We start from the raw sequence: 17,130 nt of genomic DNA, 5'->3' as shown, positions 1-17,130 counted from the left end.
TAGAATAAGAGCGAGCAGCACATGATCCGCCGACTATATGAAACGACCCTGTCTTTGGCCGAAACGCGCTATGCGCTTTGGGCCCTCTTTATCGTGGCCTTTGTCGAAAGCTCTGTCTTTCCCATCCCGCCCGATGTGCTGATGATCCCGATGATCATTGCCCGCCCCAGCCGTGCCTTTGTCATCGCAGGTGTTGCGCTGGTGGGTTCGGTGCTCGGCGGAATGCTAGGCTACTATATAGGCTCGGGATTGTTCGAAACGGTCGGCAAGCCGGTCCTCGAATTCTACGGCAAAGACAAATACTTTGGCGAATTCGCAGTCCGCTATCAGGAATACGGCGCTTGGGCCGTGCTGATCGCCGGCGTCACACCATTCCCGTACAAGGTCATTACGATCCTGTCGGGTGCGACCAGCCTCAACCTTGGTGTCTTTATCGTGGCGTCGATCGTCGCCCGCGGATTGCGGTTCTTTATTGTGGCGGCTCTCTTGTGGAAATTCGGCGCACCCATTCGTGATTTCATCGAAAGGCGTCTTGGCCTTATGTTCGCGATATTCTGCGTCGTATTGGTCGGCGGGTTCTATGCGGTGAAATTTCTATGACATCACGCCAGCTCATGCTTTTAGCCGGTCTTGGCTCTGCCGCCTTGTTGGCCAGTGCGTTCTTTTTCCAAGTTATCGGCTATCCGCCCTGTAAAATGTGCCTATGGCAACGTTGGCCGCACGCCGCCGCGATCCTGATCGGTTTGGTCGGCTACCGCTACGGCGCCCCAGCGATTGCATACCTCGGCGCGCTTGCGACATTTATAACGGGTGCCATCGGGGCCTATCACACCGGTGTCGAGAAAAAGTGGTGGGAAGGCCCAAGCAGCTGTTCAGGCGGCGGCAATCTAGGGACCGATCTGCTGTCGACCGATATCACCCCTGTTGTGATGTGTGACGAAATCTCGTGGCAATTTCTTGGCTTGTCGATGGCCAGCTACAATATGCTCGCCGCCTTTGCCCTGACAGTTGTCTGGCTAGCCGCCGCGCGCCGGACGGCGGGTTGACAGCAACAGATTCGTCTCACTCTGACTTACCCCATCCAACCTGCGGATTTCAAACAGCACCCTGTCAAAGTCTTCCAGTGTATCGGTCTCGATTTCGGCTATGAAATCCCACTTGCCGTTTGTGGAATGAACGACAGAAACCGGCGGCATACGCATCAAGGCTGTTCTCACCCTTTCAGCCCCGCGCCCTTGAATCCCCAACATCATCAACCCGCGCACCGCTGCAGGCTTGACGTCATGTCGCGTCAGAACGGTAAAACCGGCAATCTCGCCCTGTTCGACCAAACGGGCCATCCGGCTACGTACAGTCGCACGGCCAACCTGTAGAATATCCGCCAGTTCAGATAGGCTCGCACGCGCATCGCGTTTGAGTGCCGCGATCAAGCGTTGATCCATATTGTCCATTTTGATCTCCCCAGTCGTCCGATATGAATAAGATACCACCAATATGCGCATGTTGACCCCTCCCGTCCATACCATCACGCACGGTACGGTCGCGATAACACAACAGACCTAGAGGTGGATCATGACCCCGAAATCGCTCTTTTTGATCGGCGCGCCCGTTGATTGTGGTAAAACGCGCCAAGGCTGCATAATGGGGCCTGATGCCTTTCGAACAGCTGGGCTGGACACAGCATTGCGCGCCTTGGGCCATCACGTCACTGATCTTGGCAACCTGACGCCTGACGTGGTGGACGCATCTGGCCCCGACCACCTTCATCAACTGTCAAAAACAGTTGGTTGGACCCAAAGCCTGTCGCGCGCCGCACAAGACACAGCCCCAAAGGGAATGCCAGTTTTTCTAGGTGGCGATCACGCGCTCGCGCTGGGGACCGTCAGTGGCATGGCCGAATATGCCGCCACCCAAGAACGCCCTTTGTTTGTTCTATGGCTGGACGCGCACAGCGATTTCCATACACCAAACACCACGGCCAGTGGCAACCTGCATGGCACACCTGTCGGCTATTTCACCGGACGTGCTGGGTTTGATGCCTTTCCATCCGTCACCGCACCGGTGCCTTTTGAAAACATTTGCATGATTGGCCTACGCTCGGTCGATCCAGAAGAACACTGCGCCTTGGCCGACGTCGATATCGCCCTGCACGACATGCGCAGCATCGACGAAAATGGCATCAAGGCACCGCTCGCCACATTTCTCGAGCGTGTTCGCGCCGCGAACGGTCTTTTACACGTCTCGCTAGATGTCGATTTCCTGGACCCCGACATCGCCCCTGCTGTTGGCACGACCGTTCCTGGTGGTGCGACCCTGCGCGAAGCCCACCTCATCATGGAAATGCTCAGCGACAGCGATCTTGTGACCTCGCTGGATCTGGTCGAGCTCAACCCATTCCTCGACGAACGCGGACGCACTGCAACCCTGATGGTCGATCTGACGGCCTCTTTGATGGGTCGCCGCGTCTTTGACCGCCCTAACCGTGCTGCATAATGACAAAGGATGCTCAGACTATGACCCATAACCCAAATGCCTCTGCCCTCGCCATGGTGCCCTTTGTCAGCGTCGACAACATGATGAAGCTCGTCCATCAGATCGGCCTGCCAACAATGCTAACCGGCATTGCCGACCGGATCGAGGCCGATTTCAAACGCTGGGAGAGCTTTGACAAAACCCCGCGCGTGCCCAGCCACTCCAAAGAAGGCGTGATCGAACTCATGCCAACATCAGACGGTGAAACCTACGGGTTTAAGTATGTGAACGGCCACCCATCTAACATGAAGAAAGGGCTACAAACCGTTACTGCATTTGGACTTTTGGCAGATGTAGATTCTGGATACCCTGTCATGCTGTCCGAAATGACATTGCTTACAGCACTGCGGACTGCGGCGACGTCGGCCCTCGTGGCCAAGTATCTCGCGCCGAAAAACAGCACGACCATGGCGATGATCGGCAATGGTGCTCAGTCCGAATTTCAAACCATCGCGATGAAAACGATCTGCGGCATCACCCACGTTCGGCTCTATGACATTGATCCTGCCGCTACGGCCAAATGTGCCGCTAATCTCACCGCTTCGGGCCTGCACGTCACCCAATGCAATACCGGCGAAGAGGCAATGGAAGGCGCGCAGATCATCACGACCTGCACCGCAGACAAGCAAAACGCGACAATTCTGACGGACAACATGGTCGGCAGCGGCGTGCACATCAACGCAATCGGCGGCGACTGCCCGGGCAAGACGGAATTGCACCGCGATATCCTGCTGCGATCAGATATCTTTGTGGAATACCCCGAACAGACACGGATCGAGGGTGAAATTCAGCAGTTGGACGACGACCACGCCGTCACAGAATTGTGGGAAGTGATGTTGGGCCGCAAACAGGGACGCACCTCCAACAAACAGATCACGCTTTTTGACAGCGTCGGCTTTGCAATCGAGGATTTCTCGGCGCTGAACTACGTCCGCGATCAGCTGCAAGACACAGGGCTCTATCAGAATCTCGACATGCTGGCCGACCCTGATGACCCCCGCGACCTGTTCGGAATGCTCCAACGCGCCTCATAACAGCGTCACAGCCCCCCTTCTGGAGGCCGCTAGGCAAATAAATCAACAAAATGCGGCATCTGCCGCCTATTTGGATCACTCCGCGCTTCCCACCATATGCGCGGGGTGATACCTTTGGGCTGTACAATATATTGCGAAAAGCAACAGGACGAGCCCGACAGTGAGCGACACGCCAGACACCCCCGAAGACGACAACGCACCAGCCCCTTACGTCTATGACGGGCCGCAGATTTCGATCACGGATGAAATGAAGACGTCGTACCTCGATTACGCGATGTCCGTGATCGTCAGCCGTGCGATCCCTGATCTGCGTGATGGTCTGAAACCTGTGCACCGCCGCATCCTCTATGCGATGTACGAGACCGGCAATAGCCACGACAAATCCTACCGCAAATCTGCCCGTCCTGTTGGCGACGTCATGGGTAAATACCACCCGCACGGCGATGGCGCGATCTACGACGCTCTCGTTCGGATGGCCCAGGATTTCTCGATGTCGTTGCCACTGCTTGATGGTCAGGGCAACTTTGGCTCGATGGACGGCGATAATGCGGCCGCGATGCGTTACACCGAGGTGCGGATGGACAAGCCCGCAGCCTTTGTGTTGGCGGACATCGAAAAAGACACTGTTGATTTCCAAGATAACTATGACGGCAAAGACCGCGAACCAACGGTTCTGCCCTCGCGCTTTCCAAACATGCTGGTCAATGGTGCGGGCGGTATTGCCGTCGGTATGGCCACCAACATTCCACCTCACAATCTAGGCGAAGTGGTCGATGCGACCCTTGCGTTGATTGACGACCCTGATCTCAGCTCTGAGGATTTGATTGAATACGTGCCCGGCCCTGACTTTCCAACGGGCGGCATCATGCTGGGTCGGTCCGGTGCGCGCAAAGCTTACCTCGAAGGCCGCGGCAGTGTGATCGTACGGGCGAAAACCCGCGTCGAGGAAATCCGCAAGGACCGCTTTGCCATCATTCTCGACGAGATCCCCTATCAGGTGAACAAAGCCACGATGATCGAAAAGATCGCCGAGCAGGTTCGCGAGAAAAAGATCGAAGGCATCAGCCACGTCCAAGACGAATCCGACCGCAATGGTGTGCGCGTCGTGGTCGAGCTGAAGCGCGATGCCACAGCCGAGGTCGTGCTGAACCAATTGTTCCGCTTTACTCCGATGCAGACTTATTTCGGTTGTAACATGCTGGCATTGAACGGTGGTCGCCCAGAACAGCTGACCCTGCGCCGGTTCCTTACGTCGTTCGTGGACTTCCGCGAAGAAGTCGTCGCGCGCCGGACAGCGTTCGAGCTGCGCAAAGCCCGCGAACGCAGCCACATCCTGTGTGGTCTCGCTGTGGCCGTTACCAACATTGACGAAATCGTCGCCACAATCCGCTCTTCTGCAGATGCGGCCGAGGCACGTGAAAAACTGATGACCCGCCGCTGGCCTGCTGAATCGATCCTCGAATATATCGAACTGATCGATGATCCGACCCACACTGCCAATGACGACGGCACCTATAACCTGTCCGAAACCCAAGCCCGCGCAATCCTCGAGCTGCGTCTGCAACGTCTGACACAGATCGGCGTGAAAGAAGTCACAGACGAGCTGCAAGAATTGGCTGGCAAGATCCGCGACTATCTCGAAATTCTGGGCAGCCGTGAACGTATCATGCAGATCATCCGCGACGAGCTGCATGAGGTGCGTGATCAGTTTGCTGTTCCGCGCCGCACTGCGATCGTTGATTGGTCCGGTGACATGGACGACGAGGACCTGATCGAACGCGAAGATATGGTCGTGACTGTGACGTCGGGTGGCTACATCAAACGCACGCCTCTGGCTGATTTCCGCGCGCAACGTCGTGGTGGCAAAGGCGTCGGCGGCATGCAAACCAAAGAAGAAGACGTCGTCACGACGCTCTTTGTTGCCAACACGCATACACAACTGTTGTTCTTTACGACCGATGGTATGGCTTACAAGCTCAAGACTTGGCGTCTCCCGCAGGGGTCTCGTACCTCCAAGGGCAAGGCCATTGTCAACATTCTACCGATGCCTGTCGGCGCCTCTGTCGCGGCTATTCTACCCATTGATCGGGATGAAAAAGACTGGGCTGATCTTCAGGTAACCTTTGCGACATCCGCTGGAACTGTGCGCCGTAACGCACTGTCTGATTTCACTAATGTGAAATCGAACGGCAAAATCGCAATGAAGTTTGAAGGCGAGCACGCAGAGACCAAGCTGATCAATGTGCGCATTACAGCGCCTGATGATGACGTCATGCTGGTAACCAACTCGGGCCGCGCCATCCGCTTCCGTGCCAATGATGTGCGTGTGTTCAACAGCCGCGCCTCAACCGGTGTACGCGGGATCAAACTGAACGGCGACGACACGGTCGTGTCCATGTCGGTCATTCGCCACTTTGAAGCTGATCCAGCCGAACGTGCAGCCTATCTCAAGATGCGCCGCGCCATGGCAGGTCTGGCCGATGATGCCGAGGTCGATGACGACGACGCCGTGGAGGCTGGTCAGTTGAGCCAAGAGCGTTACGCCGAGATGTCAGCGGCCGAGAACTTGATCCTGACCATCACGGCACAGGGCGCCGGCAAACTGTCATCCTCACACGACTATCCGCTACGTGGTCGTGGCGGCATGGGTGTAACAGCCATGGACAAGGCGATGCGCGGTGGTGAAATCGTCACGTCCTTCCCTGTCGATATCCACGATCAAATCATGCTTGTCACAAACCAGGGCCAATCGATCCGCGTCCCTGTAGAAGGCATCAGCTTCCGCTCGCGCAGTGCAGGTGGCGTCAAAGTATTCGACACCGGCAAAAACGAGATGGTCATGTCCGTCGCATGGATTGCGGAACAGGATGACGACCAAGATGATGGCGAAGACGGCCCCGCCCCGGACGCGAGCGATAGCGCAGAGAGCTAACCAGAATCCCCACCTGCGCATCAACGACGCGCGGGTGGATTCCTCCCGCTATTCGCGCCCCGGCGAGCCAATTGCCAAATAAAATCGCATGGGTTGTCTTGTCGTTTTCCAAACGCGGATTGATCAATTCTTTGATGGTCAGACTAGAACCGTTTACTGCTCTTTTTCATCCCTTTACCTTAAAAAAGGCTATTGCTATCAACCAAATACGGGCAGATCACCTGCCCTTCGGCCAATGAACAAAAGCATCGGATGCTGTGACCGTTCAAAAAGAGTTCTGTAATGGGATCACTGTTAAATTATGTGACCTATTCGCCTCGGAACACCTAAGAAACGGCACCGATATTTTTCACCTTGCTGACCATAGTTCGCGGTAAATTTAACAGTTTTTTGATAATAAAACATTTCTATTTCTCGGAGAAATCACATGATGAAATATACAAAGACATCTACCACACTTGCCGTAGCGGCAACTATGGCACTCGCTGGCGCCGCGCAGGCCGACGGCTTCACATATTACGGCATCGAGATCACCGAAGATCGCATCACCTTTGAAGGCGATTGGTTTGGGATTCGCCAGATCGACGCGGCGGCCGACTACAAAATGGGTTCATTTTTGGCCACCGTCGATATCGCGTAGACTCAGTTTCGCTCAAGCGATGGCGGCTCAAACAGCGATCCAGACCGTGCGACAACAATTGCACTCGGCTACTACATCACGCCTGAACTTCTCGCTGGTCTAGCTGTTACTTCGTTCAGCGACTTTGATGAGAACGCAAATTTGGTCTTCGCAGAATATAACAATGGCCAGATGGTCGCGGGTCTCGCGTTGACGGACACCGATGGTGAAAGAAACACAACAATCTACGGCGAATATAAGGTCTCGGATGACCTGTCTTTCGGTGTTGTGGTTGATAAGTTCAAAGACAACGATGCGGTCACTTTCGTTCAGGTTGACTACGGCGTGGGCGATATCGAAGTCGGTGGCAGCTACCTGACCTTTGGTGGTGACGAAGGTTTCGTTGCAATCGATGCAAGCTATGGTTTTGGCAACGGCCTGAGAGCCACTAGCGCCTACTCAACTGTTGTTGGGGTTGATTTCGACATTAATCAGATCGACATCGGTGCGTCTTACGAATTCGCACCAGGCGCGATGATCGAAGCATCTGTCGGTCACCTTTCCGGTGATGGCGTGCCTGACGATATTAGGACTATTTCGATTGGCCTGACATTTGAGCGCGGCAACCGTGCGATCGTTGCTGAACGCCTGCGTGACGATACGCGCCGTGCGCAGGTCAACATGTTGTTCTTCTAAACCAACCGAAAAATTAATCGTGAAAAGGGCCTGCTCGCGCGGGCCCTTTTTTATTGCGCCTGCACCTCTTTCCTTTCGACGAGTGCGCAGCTACATCCCAGCCTATGACACAGACACTCAACATCATTGGCGGCGGCATGGCCGGTTCCGAGGCCGCATGGCAGGCGGCAAACGCGGGCCTCAACGTCGTGATCCACGAAATGCGCCCCAAGGTCGAAACCTTTGCTCACCAGACGGGTGATTTGGGCGAGATGGTATGCTCGAACTCGTTCCGTTCGGATGATGACGAACAAAACGCTGTGGGCTTGCTTCATTGGGAAATGCGCGCTGCAGGCGGCTTGATCATGGCCACGGCTGACAAACACAAATTGCCAGCGGGCGGCGCACTTGCCGTTGATCGCGAACCCTTTGCGCAGAGCGTGACCGCGGCGTTGAAATCCCATCCGAACATTTCCGTGTCTTACGAAGAAATCACCGAGCTTCCGACAGACGGCCATTGGATCATCGCCACTGGCCCGCTGACCTCGGGCAACTTGGCGGACGCGATCGCCAACGAGACTGGCAAAGATGCGCTCGCATTCTTTGATGCAATCGCACCGATCATCTATTTTGACAGCATCGACATGTCCCAAGCGTGGATGCAGTCGCGGTATGACAAGGGCGAGACCGAAGAAGAGCGCACTGCCTATCTCAATTGCCCAATGACACGCGATCAGTACGAGGCCTTCATCGACGCCCTTCTCGCGTCGGACAAGACCGAGTTTAAAGAAGGCGAAACCGCAGGCTACTTTGACGGCTGCCTCCCGATCGAGGTTATGGCCGAACGCGGCCGCGAAACATTGCGCTTTGGCCCAATGAAGCCCGTTGGCCTGACCAATGCCAATGATCCCGAAAATAAACCCTACGCCGTGGTTCAGCTGCGCCGCGACAACGCGCTGGGGACGCTCTACAACATCGTCGGTTTCCAGACCAAGATGAAGTACGGCGCGCAAACAGATGTTCTGCGCATGATCCCCGGCTTGCAAGACGCGCAATTTGCACGGCTTGGCGGCATTCACCGCAACACGTTCCTCAATTCGCCCACACTCTTGGACGGACAGATGCGGCTTAAATCCAAACCACATCTGCGCTTTGCAGGTCAGATCACGGGTGTTGAGGGCTATGTCGAATCCGCCGCGATGGGCCTGCTTGCCGCGCGTCTCGCTGTGGCCGAAATTACCGGACAGGAACTGGACCCCGTGCCTCACACAACGGCGATGGGTGCGCTCGTCACGCACATCACTGGTGGGGCCGACGCAAAGACGTTCCAGCCGATGAACGTGAACTTTGGCCTCTTCCCACCTGTCGAAGGGCTCAAAGGTGGACGCAAAGGGCGCAAGGACCGCTACAAAGCCTACACTGATCGCGCCAAGGCCGATTGGACTGCATGGCTCGACAGCCAATAATTCCCAAGCTAGCGTCACCTCATGACAGATGACGTTCTGAAACCTGACCTCTGGGCGCCACGTAGCGTAACCGAGACCCGCGCGATCTATGCCGATTGGGCTGATAGCTATGATGCCGATGTGATAGCGTCAGGCTACGCCACCCCCACCCGTCTGGCCCAAGCATTGCGCGATCATATAGCCGCCCGCGACCGCATCCTAGATTTCGGATGTGGAACTGGTTTGTCGGGCAAGGCGCTGACCCACGCAGGGTTTACAGACGTCCACGGTACAGACATATCACCCGAAATGCTGGGTCATGCCCAAAACGCGGGCGTCTACACCCAGCTATGGCAATCCGAGCCCGGCTCGATCGACATCCAGCACGGCCCCTATGCGGCCATTGTTGCGGCAGGAGTGATCAGCCTAGGGGCAGCACCGCCAGAAACATTCGAAACCCTGATCGGCGCTCTGCCCGCCGGTGGTCTATTGGCCTTTAGCTTTAACGACCCCACACTGACCGATGGGAGCTATGACGCCTATTTGGACGGGCTGATCACGGCAGGAAAACTGACGGTTCTGTACCGTGCCCATGGCCCGCATCTGCCCAAGAAAGATATGGGATCGGACATCATCATCGCTCGCGTTACATGACTTTTACCACGCGGTTCGCGCCGTCACCGACTGGCCCCTTGCATCTGGGGCACGCCTATTCCGCGCTTTTGGCGCATGATATGGCCCGCGCTGAGAACGGCACGTTTCTGTTGCGGATCGAGGACATCGACCAATCCCGCGCGCGCGCCGCATGGGAAACCCAGATTTACGACGATCTGAAATGGCTCGGCATCAGCTGGGACGCGGCTCCGGTCCGGCAATCAGATCAAATGATCCGTTATTCAACGGCGCTCGAGACGCTGTACGACCGCGATCTGATCTATCCGTGCAGCTGCAACCGCCGCGATATCCAATCGGCACTCTCAGCCCCCCAAGAAGGTGCGGTATTACCCACGGGGCCTGACGGGCTGATCTATCCGGGCACCTGCGCGCCAAAACGGTTTGCCAATCACACCACACCTAGGGATCCTGCAGCCGTCTACCGCTTTGCCACTGCAGACGCCGCTCACCGATTTGGGACGCCCTGCAATGATGACATGTGCCTTTCCTTCACTGAAACGGGACACGGGCCAAACGACCAGACCGGAACAATTTCAGTTTCGTCGCGTGCGATTCCACAGACAATCGGCGACATCGTGATCGCCCGCCGCGATATGGGAACCTCGTATCACCTGTCCGTTGTGCTGGATGACGCGGACCAAGACATCACGCATGTGATCCGTGGCGCCGATCTCTTTGATGCCACGGCAATCCATGTGATTTTGCAAAAATCCTTGGGTCTACCGACACCGATCTATCACCACCACGCTTTGGTCCGCGACGATTCTGGCAAGCGGCTTGCTAAACGCGACGATGCGCGCGCGATTTCAAAGTACCGCGCCGAAGGGGCCACGCTAGACGACATACGCCATCTGGTCGGTCTCTAGATCATCGGTTTCATCAATTCGACCGGCTCGTCGCCAGAAATGCTGGTGTAGAAGCATGACCGCCGGTTCGTGTGGCACGCCGGACCAATCTGCCGAACCACCGCCAGCAAACAGTCCTTGTCACAATCCATGCGCAAATCGACCAACTCTTGGGTGTGGCCGCTGCTCTCGCCTTTGATCCAGAACGCGGACCGCGACCGGGACCAGTAGGTCACCCGCTTTGTTTCGATCGTTTTGGTCACGGCTTCTGCATTCATCCACGCCAGCATCAAAACTTCGCCGGTCTCTTCGTCCTGCGCAATCACTGGCAACAGCCCTGCGTCATTAAATGTCAGGGAATTAGGATCAAACATGGCAGAAAACCTTTTGCATCATGGACGGTCACGCCTATCTAGAGTGGGACAGACTTTAGGGCAATCGACATGACCGCAGATACCGACCTAATCAAACTCTATTCTGCTCGCATTTTGGCGTTGGCGGCGGATATGCCTCTGACTGATAGGTTGGAGACACCCGATGCCACCGCGAAAAAGCGCGCGCCGCTGTGCGGTTCAACCGTCACCGTCGATTTGACCCTCGGGAACGGCCAGATCACGGGCTACGGCCAAGACGTCAAAGCCTGTGCACTGGGTCAGGCCGCCGCAGCCGTCGTCGGCGCTGGCATTCTCGGGTCCACACCTGCGCAAATTCAGTCTGGCCGCGACCAACTCTTGGATATGCTCAAGAACGATGGCCCCGTGCCATCAGCCCCATTTTCGGATCTTGAGGTACTGACACCGGCACGCGACTACAAGAACCGTCATGCCTCAATCATGCTGGCGTTCGATGCTACGCTCGACGCGCTAAATAACATTAAGACAACTGCATAAATAACTGTTTTTCATAGAAAAACCGCCGCACTTCCTGTTGGAAGGCGGCGGACTAAGTCAGCTTGTCTGTGTGGGACCCGGGCTTTCGCAAATTCAGAGGGGAGGCAAAACCCTTCTGACGGGACAGTAACAGGCAGTGACAGTCAGGTGCGCGTCATCGTTGGGACAGGGACGCGTGCGAGGCCGGCACAGACAGCTAGGCAGTATCGGGATGTCAGAGGATCATACGACCCCCGGCAAAGACAGCCCGACAAAGAGCATAACAACGAGAGCAACAGCACCGGCAAGATCTTCAATCAATGTATCTTGCGACCGTTTGATTGCGATTTTGATATCTTTGGCCATTTTGGCCTCCTGCGCTGATGTTCTCTTTGTTGCCCCTTTGTTCTCATATGGAGGAACGCCTGTAAAGAACTTTTTGGGAACATTAGCGAACAAAACGGAACAAAAATCGCTAACCTACTGATATCAAACGAATAGATTTATCTTGTTCCATCAGCCAAAGCAGAACACGCGCGGCCTGACCACGGGGCGACGTCAGCGTTGGATCATCGTGTAGCAGCTTGCGCGCATCAGATTGGGCCATGGCCATCAATCCCAATTGCCGTTCCAGATCAGCCACCCGAAACTGTGGAAGGCCCGATTGCGCAGTGCCAATCACGTCGCCCGCCCCCCGAATAGCGAGGTCTTCTTCAGAAATCCGGAACCCGTCTTCTGTCTCGCGCATGATCTCGAGCCTGCGCTTGCCGGTTTCGCTCATCGGCGCTTGGTACAACAACAGACATGTCGACGCGGCCGATCCACGACCCACACGCCCACGCAGCTGGTGCAACTGTGCCAGACCAAAGCTTTCGGCCCGCTCGATGACCATGATCGATGCATTAGGTACGTTCACCCCAACCTCGATCACGGTCGTGGCCACCAACACGGATGTTTCACCTGCGACGAACTTGGCCATCGCTGCATCTTTATCCGCGGGCGGCATTTGGCCATGGACCAAACCGACCACACCTTCGCCCATGACAGCACGCAACCGTTTGAACCGTTCCTCGGCGGCGGTCATGTCGACCACTTCGCTCTCTTCGACCAGCGGGCAGACCCAATAGGCCTGCCGCCCCTCGGCCACAGCGGCCTGCAAACGTGCGATCACCTGATCCATTCGGGATGTGGCAACCAATGCCGTCTGGACCGGCGTCCGTCCGGGCGGTTTTTCATCCAGAACCGACACATCCATATCGCCGTACTGAGCCAATTCCAAACTGCGCGGGATCGGCGTCGCCGTCATGACCAGAACGTCCGTCACAGGACCCTTGGCCCCTAACTCTAGCCGCTGGCGCACGCCAAACCGATGTTGTTCATCAATGATCGCCAACCGCAGATCACCAAATTCCACGTCCTTTTGAAACACAGCATGGGTGCCCACTAGGATCTGAATATCACCAGCAGCCAAGGCCGCCAGTTTTGCGGCGCGTTCACGCCCCTTGTCGCGGCCCGTCAGGATTTCCAACACGACACCGGCTTGTTCCGCCAGTGGCTGCAACCCTTCGAGATGCTGCCGCGCGAGGATTTCTGTAGGCGCCATCATCACGCCCTGCCCGCCAGCCTCGACTGCCACCAACAACCCAATGAACGCCACGAGAGTTTTACCAGCCCCCACGTCGCCTTGAAGCAAGCGGTTCATCTTTGTCGGCTGGGCCATGTCATCTGAAATCTCGGCAATTGACCGAACCTGCGCGCCCGTCGGGGCAAAGGGCAATTGATCCATCACCCGCTTTTGCAAACGACCAGTGCCGACCGACGCGCGACCGACTGCCCGACGATCCTTGGCTCGTGCCAAGGCCAACGTGAGCTGATGCGCCATCAATTCATCATAGGCCAATCGCAACCGCGCAGGATGTTCCGGTGACAAATCCCCATTGTTTTGCGGCGCATGCACATGAACCAGCGCCGCCTCCCATGCAGGCCAGCCCTCGCGTGCGAGCAACGCGCCATCAACCCACTCATCCACCTGAGGCACGCGGGACAATGCGGACTGCGCCGCCTTGTAGATTCCCTTTTGCGTGACGCCAGCGGTCAACGGATAGACCGGTTCAAACTGTGGGATGTCGCCTGCTTCGGATACTGGCAACATATAGTTGGGGTGCACCATTTGGATCAGGTTATCAAAACTCTCAACCTTGCCCGATACAATACGCCGCCCGCCTTCGGGCAACATGCGCCGAACGTAATCCTCGCGGGCATGGAAAAACACCAGTTGAAAACTGATCTGCGCGTCTGAGACAAAAACCCGATAGGGCCGCCCCTTTTGACGCGGCGGCTGATGCCCATCGATTTGCACCTCGACCGTGACAACTTGCTGACCGATCACTCCGTCAACTGTGTCGCGCACGCGCCGGTCAATGCCAGAATGCGGCAATGTAAACAGCAAATCGCGCGGCGTCTCGACATGCATCTGTTGATAGTTCAGCGCCGTCTTGGGCCCGACCCCTTCCAGCGATTTCAGCTCGGCAAACAGCGGAAACAGGATTTCGGGGCGTCCGCTCATGCGTCGCCGATCAGGGCCAGCCAATCGTCCTCGTCTATGGTTTCTACCCCCAGATCGGCGGCCTTCTTGGCCTTAGACCCGGCCCCTGGCCCTGCGACCAAGAGATCGGTTTTCGCCGAGACCGACCCAGATACTTTGGCCCCTAGGCTTTCGGCTCGCGCCTTGGCCTCGGCGCGCGTCATTTTCTCCAGTGATCCGGTAAAGACCACGGTCTTGCCTGCAACGGGGCTGTCAGATGTGACCTGCACGGCCTCTTGCACATCCAAATGCGCCACCAGCCGATCAATCGATGCGCGTTCCGCCTCTTCTTGCATTGCGCGCACCAACGATCCGGCCATCACGGCGCCAACGCCGTCAATGTCGATCAACGTCTCCCACGCGTCACCCTCACCGATGACTGCGGCTGTCATTGCCCCCTCGAACGCGGACCATGTGCCATAGCGGTTCGCGATCAGATTTGCCGACGCATCGCCCACATGACGGATCCCCAAAGCAAAGATCAGCCGCCCCAAACCAATGCGGCGTTTGTCATCAATCGCGTCAAACAAATTGCTGGCCGATTTGTCGCCCCAGCCTTCGCGGTTCTTGAGCTGCTGCAGTCCACTGCCGAACCGATCTCGCAGGGTGAAAATATCCGCAGGCTCTTTGACCCAAGCGTCGCTGTGAAACTGCTCGACCTGTTTCGCGCCCAAACCATCGATGTCAAACCCGCCACGGCTGACAAAGTGCTTGAGCTTTTCAACGGCCTGCGCGGGGCAAATCATACCGCCGACACAGCGCCGCACAGCATCGCCCTCTTCGCGTACCGCGTGGCTCCCGCATTCTGGACAGGTTTCAGGAAATTCATATGCTTGGGCCGTCGCCAACCGTTTTGCTAGATCGACATCACAAATTTTCGGGATCACATCACCCGCGCGGTAAATCTGGACCCAATCGCCGACCCAAATGTCGCGGCCTTCTCGGATCGGCGCGCCTTTGCTGTCCAACCCTTTGATGTAGTCCTCGTTGTGCAACGTCGCATTTGAAACAACGACCCCGCCCACGGTGACTGGTTTGAGCCGTGCAACGGGGCTAAGTGCGCCAGTACGCCCCACCTGAATGTCAATTGCCTCGAGCGTCGTCCAAGCAAGCTCGGCTGGGAATTTATGCGCAATTGCCCAACGCGGCGTGGTCGAACGGAACCCCAAACGACGCTGCAGCCCCAGATCGTTCACCTTGTAGACGACGCCATCAATATCGTAGCCCAATGTCGCGCGTTGCTCTTCGATACGGCGGTAATGCGCGATCATCGCCTCGGGGTCATCACACAACTGGGTCAACGGATTGGTTGAAAACCCCAACGCTGCAAGCCGCTCAATCGCTGCGTTTTGTGTGTCCGCCAACGGCGCAGACAGATCGCCCGACGCGTAGGCAAAAAATCTAAGCGGTCGATCCTTGGTGATCTCCGCGTTCAATTGGCGCAGTGATCCCGCCGCCGCATTGCGAGGGTTGGCAAAACTCTTGGCACCGCGTGCCTCTTGCCGCGTGTTCAAATCCTCGAAATCCGCGTGGCTCATGTAAACTTCGCCGCGTACTTCCAGAACGTCAGGCGCATTCTTTAGGGTTTGTGGAATATCCTGAACCATACGCGCATTCGCAGTCACGTCCTCGCCCACCGCGCCATCGCCACGTGTTGCAGCTTGAATCAGCACACCGCCCTCGTAGCGCAGAGAAAGAGACAGGCCATCAATTTTTGGCTCAGCCGTATAGGCCAAGGCATCCTCTAGCCCGAGGTATTTGCGCACCCGTCTATCAAATTCGACAACATCTTCGTCCGTAAACGCATTGCCCAGTGAGAGCATCCGCACAACATGGGTGATCTTGCCGAACCCATCTATTGGCGCAGCGCCGACTTGGTCGCTCGGGCTGTCGCCGCGTTTAAGATCAGGAAATCGCGCTTCGATCGCCATGTTCCTGCGTTTTAGCGCGTCATATTCAGCGTCAGACATCTGCGGCGCGTCCGAACCGTGATAGTCATCGTTCGCCTGCCCCAAAACATACGAAAGCCACGTCAGTTCATCTGTCGCAGCTGTCCGTGTCAAATCATCGACATCAATTTGGGATGTGGCAGGCTGATCTGAATTGGCAGTCATGGCGGACCTTACGCATTGTTCTTACGTATAGGTGATAGGTCGCGCCTTTCTGTTCGTCCAGCCCAAGACCTAATGCTAGGCGCCGATCGCGAGCATTTCCTCGTCCACAGTAACCGGTTCTGGATCGCGCAGAACATAGCCACGCCCCCAAACCGTTTCGATGTGGCTCTCACCGCCAGTGGCTGTCGCCAGTTTTTTGCGTAGCTTGCAAATGAACACGTCAATGATCTTGAGCTCTGGCTCATCCATGCCACCATAGAGGTGATTTAGGAACATCTCTTTGGTCAGCGTTGTCCCTTTCCGCAGGCTGAGAAGTTCGATCATCTGATATTCTTTGCCGGTCAGATGAACGGTCTTGCCGCCAACCTCTACCGTTTTTGCATCCAAATTAACCATCACCCGTCCGGTTTTGATGATCGACTGTGAATGCCCTTTGGACCGGCGGATGATCGCATGAATACGCGCGACCAATTCCTCGCGGTGGAATGGCTTGGTCATATAATCATCAGCGCCGTACCCAAACCCCTTTAGCTTGTTTTCGGTGTCGTCAGAGCCGGACAAAATCAGAATTGGCGTCTCAATACGGGCGAGCCGCAGCTGCCGCAGAACCTCGTGGCCATTCATATCGGGCAGACCAAGGTCCAGCAAAATGAGATCATAGTCATATAGTTTGGCCAGATCGATACCCTCTTCGCCCAGATCCGTCGCGTAGACGATCAGGTTTGCATGGGACAGCATCAACTCAATACTCTTTGAGGTCCTGGGGTCGTCTTCTACAAGCAAAACGCGCATTTAGTCAGTCTCCA

Annotated in this window: 17 protein-coding genes; 11 read left to right on the top strand and 6 right to left on the bottom strand. The window is 56.3% G+C overall.

Annotated features, from left to right (window positions below):
• Positions 1 to 21 precede the first annotated feature (21 nt).
• Positions 22 to 600 (top strand): YqaA family protein, encoded by a 579-nt coding sequence (locus TR2A62_RS02905; protein ID WP_009157977.1) that lies wholly within the window; start codon positions 22 to 24, stop codon positions 598 to 600.
• Positions 597 to 1,046, top strand: a complete 450-nt coding sequence (locus tag TR2A62_RS02900) for a disulfide bond formation protein B (protein ID WP_009160120.1) — start codon at positions 597 to 599, stop codon at positions 1,044 to 1,046. Before TR2A62_RS02905 ends, TR2A62_RS02900 begins: the two co-directional genes overlap by 4 nt.
• Here the strand turns inward: TR2A62_RS02900 and TR2A62_RS02895 are convergent.
• Positions 1,017 to 1,451 carry an Lrp/AsnC family transcriptional regulator gene (locus tag TR2A62_RS02895; RefSeq protein ID WP_009157491.1) on the bottom strand — a complete coding sequence of 145 codons (435 nt, stop codon included), beginning with the start codon at positions 1,449 to 1,451 and terminating at the stop codon, positions 1,017 to 1,019. The two genes, TR2A62_RS02900 and TR2A62_RS02895, sit on opposite strands and share 30 nt — an antisense overlap.
• 121 nt (positions 1,452 to 1,572) lie before the next feature.
• Between TR2A62_RS02895 and rocF the strand changes: the two genes are divergently transcribed.
• The 8 genes from rocF (at position 1,573) to gluQRS (ending at position 10,778) form a co-directional block, all read left to right on the top strand.
• Entirely contained in the window at positions 1,573 to 2,493 is a 921-nt protein-coding gene (rocF, locus tag TR2A62_RS02890) for an arginase (protein WP_009160416.1), read from the top strand.
• A gap of 20 nt (positions 2,494 to 2,513) precedes the next feature.
• Positions 2,514 to 3,566 (top strand): ornithine cyclodeaminase, encoded by a 1,053-nt coding sequence (locus TR2A62_RS02885; protein ID WP_009159637.1) that lies wholly within the window; start codon positions 2,514 to 2,516, stop codon positions 3,564 to 3,566.
• Between the two features lie 160 nt (positions 3,567 to 3,726).
• The gene (gene gyrA, locus TR2A62_RS02880; protein ID WP_009158782.1) at positions 3,727 to 6,498 is read left to right on the top strand and encodes a DNA gyrase subunit A; all 2,772 of its coding nucleotides are present in this window, start codon (positions 3,727 to 3,729) and stop codon (positions 6,496 to 6,498) included.
• A gap of 427 nt (positions 6,499 to 6,925) precedes the next feature.
• Complete coding sequence (locus TR2A62_RS02875) at positions 6,926 to 7,138, top strand: hypothetical protein (protein ID WP_040820095.1); 213 nt, start codon at positions 6,926 to 6,928, stop codon at positions 7,136 to 7,138.
• Between the two features lie 57 nt (positions 7,139 to 7,195).
• Complete coding sequence (locus TR2A62_RS02870; protein WP_150103447.1) at positions 7,196 to 7,813, top strand: porin; 618 nt, start codon at positions 7,196 to 7,198, stop codon at positions 7,811 to 7,813.
• Positions 7,814 to 7,917: 104 nt separating this feature from the next.
• A complete protein-coding gene (trmFO, locus tag TR2A62_RS02865; RefSeq protein ID WP_009159352.1) occupies positions 7,918 to 9,258 on the top strand; it encodes a methylenetetrahydrofolate--tRNA-(uracil(54)-C(5))-methyltransferase (FADH(2)-oxidizing) TrmFO in 1,341 nt (446 codons plus the stop codon).
• A 21-nt stretch (positions 9,259 to 9,279) separates the two neighbouring features.
• Complete coding sequence (locus TR2A62_RS02860) at positions 9,280 to 9,891, top strand: class I SAM-dependent methyltransferase (protein ID WP_009160118.1); 612 nt, start codon at positions 9,280 to 9,282, stop codon at positions 9,889 to 9,891.
• Entirely contained in the window at positions 9,888 to 10,778 is an 891-nt protein-coding gene (gene gluQRS, locus TR2A62_RS02855; protein ID WP_009157896.1) for a tRNA glutamyl-Q(34) synthetase GluQRS, read from the top strand. Before TR2A62_RS02860 ends, gluQRS begins: the two co-directional genes overlap by 4 nt.
• Here gluQRS and hisI read toward each other — a convergent pair.
• Complete coding sequence (gene hisI, locus TR2A62_RS02850; RefSeq protein ID WP_009160791.1) at positions 10,775 to 11,131, bottom strand: phosphoribosyl-AMP cyclohydrolase; 357 nt, start codon at positions 11,129 to 11,131, stop codon at positions 10,775 to 10,777. The two genes, gluQRS and hisI, sit on opposite strands and share 4 nt — an antisense overlap.
• A 69-nt stretch (positions 11,132 to 11,200) precedes the next feature.
• Between hisI and TR2A62_RS02845 the strand changes: the two genes are divergently transcribed.
• Positions 11,201 to 11,647, top strand: a complete 447-nt coding sequence (locus TR2A62_RS02845) for an iron-sulfur cluster assembly scaffold protein (protein ID WP_009157709.1) — start codon at positions 11,201 to 11,203, stop codon at positions 11,645 to 11,647.
• A 222-nt stretch (positions 11,648 to 11,869) separates the two neighbouring features.
• On the opposite strand, the gene TR2A62_RS19315 is transcribed toward TR2A62_RS02845, so the two are convergent.
• The 4 genes from TR2A62_RS19315 to ctrA form a co-directional block, all read right to left on the bottom strand.
• Positions 11,870 to 11,992, bottom strand: a complete 123-nt coding sequence (locus TR2A62_RS19315) for a hypothetical protein (protein ID WP_009158449.1) — start codon at positions 11,990 to 11,992, stop codon at positions 11,870 to 11,872.
• A gap of 109 nt (positions 11,993 to 12,101) precedes the next feature.
• A complete protein-coding gene (recG, locus tag TR2A62_RS02840; RefSeq protein ID WP_009159250.1) occupies positions 12,102 to 14,192 on the bottom strand; it encodes an ATP-dependent DNA helicase RecG in 2,091 nt (696 codons plus the stop codon).
• Complete coding sequence (gene ligA, locus TR2A62_RS02835; RefSeq protein ID WP_009160072.1) at positions 14,189 to 16,324, bottom strand: NAD-dependent DNA ligase LigA; 2,136 nt, start codon at positions 16,322 to 16,324, stop codon at positions 14,189 to 14,191. Before ligA ends, recG begins: the two co-directional genes overlap by 4 nt.
• Positions 16,325 to 16,399: 75 nt before the next feature.
• Positions 16,400 to 17,116, bottom strand: a complete 717-nt coding sequence (gene ctrA, locus TR2A62_RS02830) for a response regulator transcription factor CtrA (protein WP_009157433.1) — start codon at positions 17,114 to 17,116, stop codon at positions 16,400 to 16,402.
• Positions 17,117 to 17,130: the final 14 nt, after the last annotated feature.

The sequence above is a fragment of the Thalassobium sp. R2A62 genome (genome assembly GCF_000161835.1).
GTDB lineage: Bacteria > Pseudomonadota > Alphaproteobacteria > Rhodobacterales > Rhodobacteraceae > Thalassobium.
Note: the sequence above shows the minus strand (reverse complement) of the source record. Positions and strands in the feature narration are given on the sequence as shown.

Coding starts and splice junctions, on each gene's coding strand:
- recG (WP_009159250.1), bottom strand. CDS start 14,192: ATGAGCGGACGCCCCGAAATCCTGTTTCCGCTGTTTGCCGAGCTGAAA.
- TR2A62_RS02885 (WP_009159637.1), top strand. CDS start 2,514: ATGACCCATAACCCAAATGCCTCTGCCCTCGCCATGGTGCCCTTTGTC.
- TR2A62_RS02900 (WP_009160120.1), top strand. CDS start 597: ATGACATCACGCCAGCTCATGCTTTTAGCCGGTCTTGGCTCTGCCGCC.
- TR2A62_RS02905 (WP_009157977.1), top strand. CDS start 22: ATGATCCGCCGACTATATGAAACGACCCTGTCTTTGGCCGAAACGCGC.
- TR2A62_RS02860 (WP_009160118.1), top strand. CDS start 9,280: ATGACAGATGACGTTCTGAAACCTGACCTCTGGGCGCCACGTAGCGTA.
- TR2A62_RS02895 (WP_009157491.1), bottom strand. CDS start 1,451: ATGGACAATATGGATCAACGCTTGATCGCGGCACTCAAACGCGATGCG.
- rocF (WP_009160416.1), top strand. CDS start 1,573: ATGACCCCGAAATCGCTCTTTTTGATCGGCGCGCCCGTTGATTGTGGT.
- ctrA (WP_009157433.1), bottom strand. CDS start 17,116: ATGCGCGTTTTGCTTGTAGAAGACGACCCCAGGACCTCAAAGAGTATT.
- TR2A62_RS02875 (WP_040820095.1), top strand. CDS start 6,926: ATGATGAAATATACAAAGACATCTACCACACTTGCCGTAGCGGCAACT.
- TR2A62_RS19315 (WP_009158449.1), bottom strand. CDS start 11,992: ATGGCCAAAGATATCAAAATCGCAATCAAACGGTCGCAAGATACATTG.
- gluQRS (WP_009157896.1), top strand. CDS start 9,888: ATGACTTTTACCACGCGGTTCGCGCCGTCACCGACTGGCCCCTTGCAT.
- hisI (WP_009160791.1), bottom strand. CDS start 11,131: ATGTTTGATCCTAATTCCCTGACATTTAATGACGCAGGGCTGTTGCCA.
- trmFO (WP_009159352.1), top strand. CDS start 7,918: ATGACACAGACACTCAACATCATTGGCGGCGGCATGGCCGGTTCCGAG.
- ligA (WP_009160072.1), bottom strand. CDS start 16,324: ATGACTGCCAATTCAGATCAGCCTGCCACATCCCAAATTGATGTCGAT.
- TR2A62_RS02845 (WP_009157709.1), top strand. CDS start 11,201: ATGACCGCAGATACCGACCTAATCAAACTCTATTCTGCTCGCATTTTG.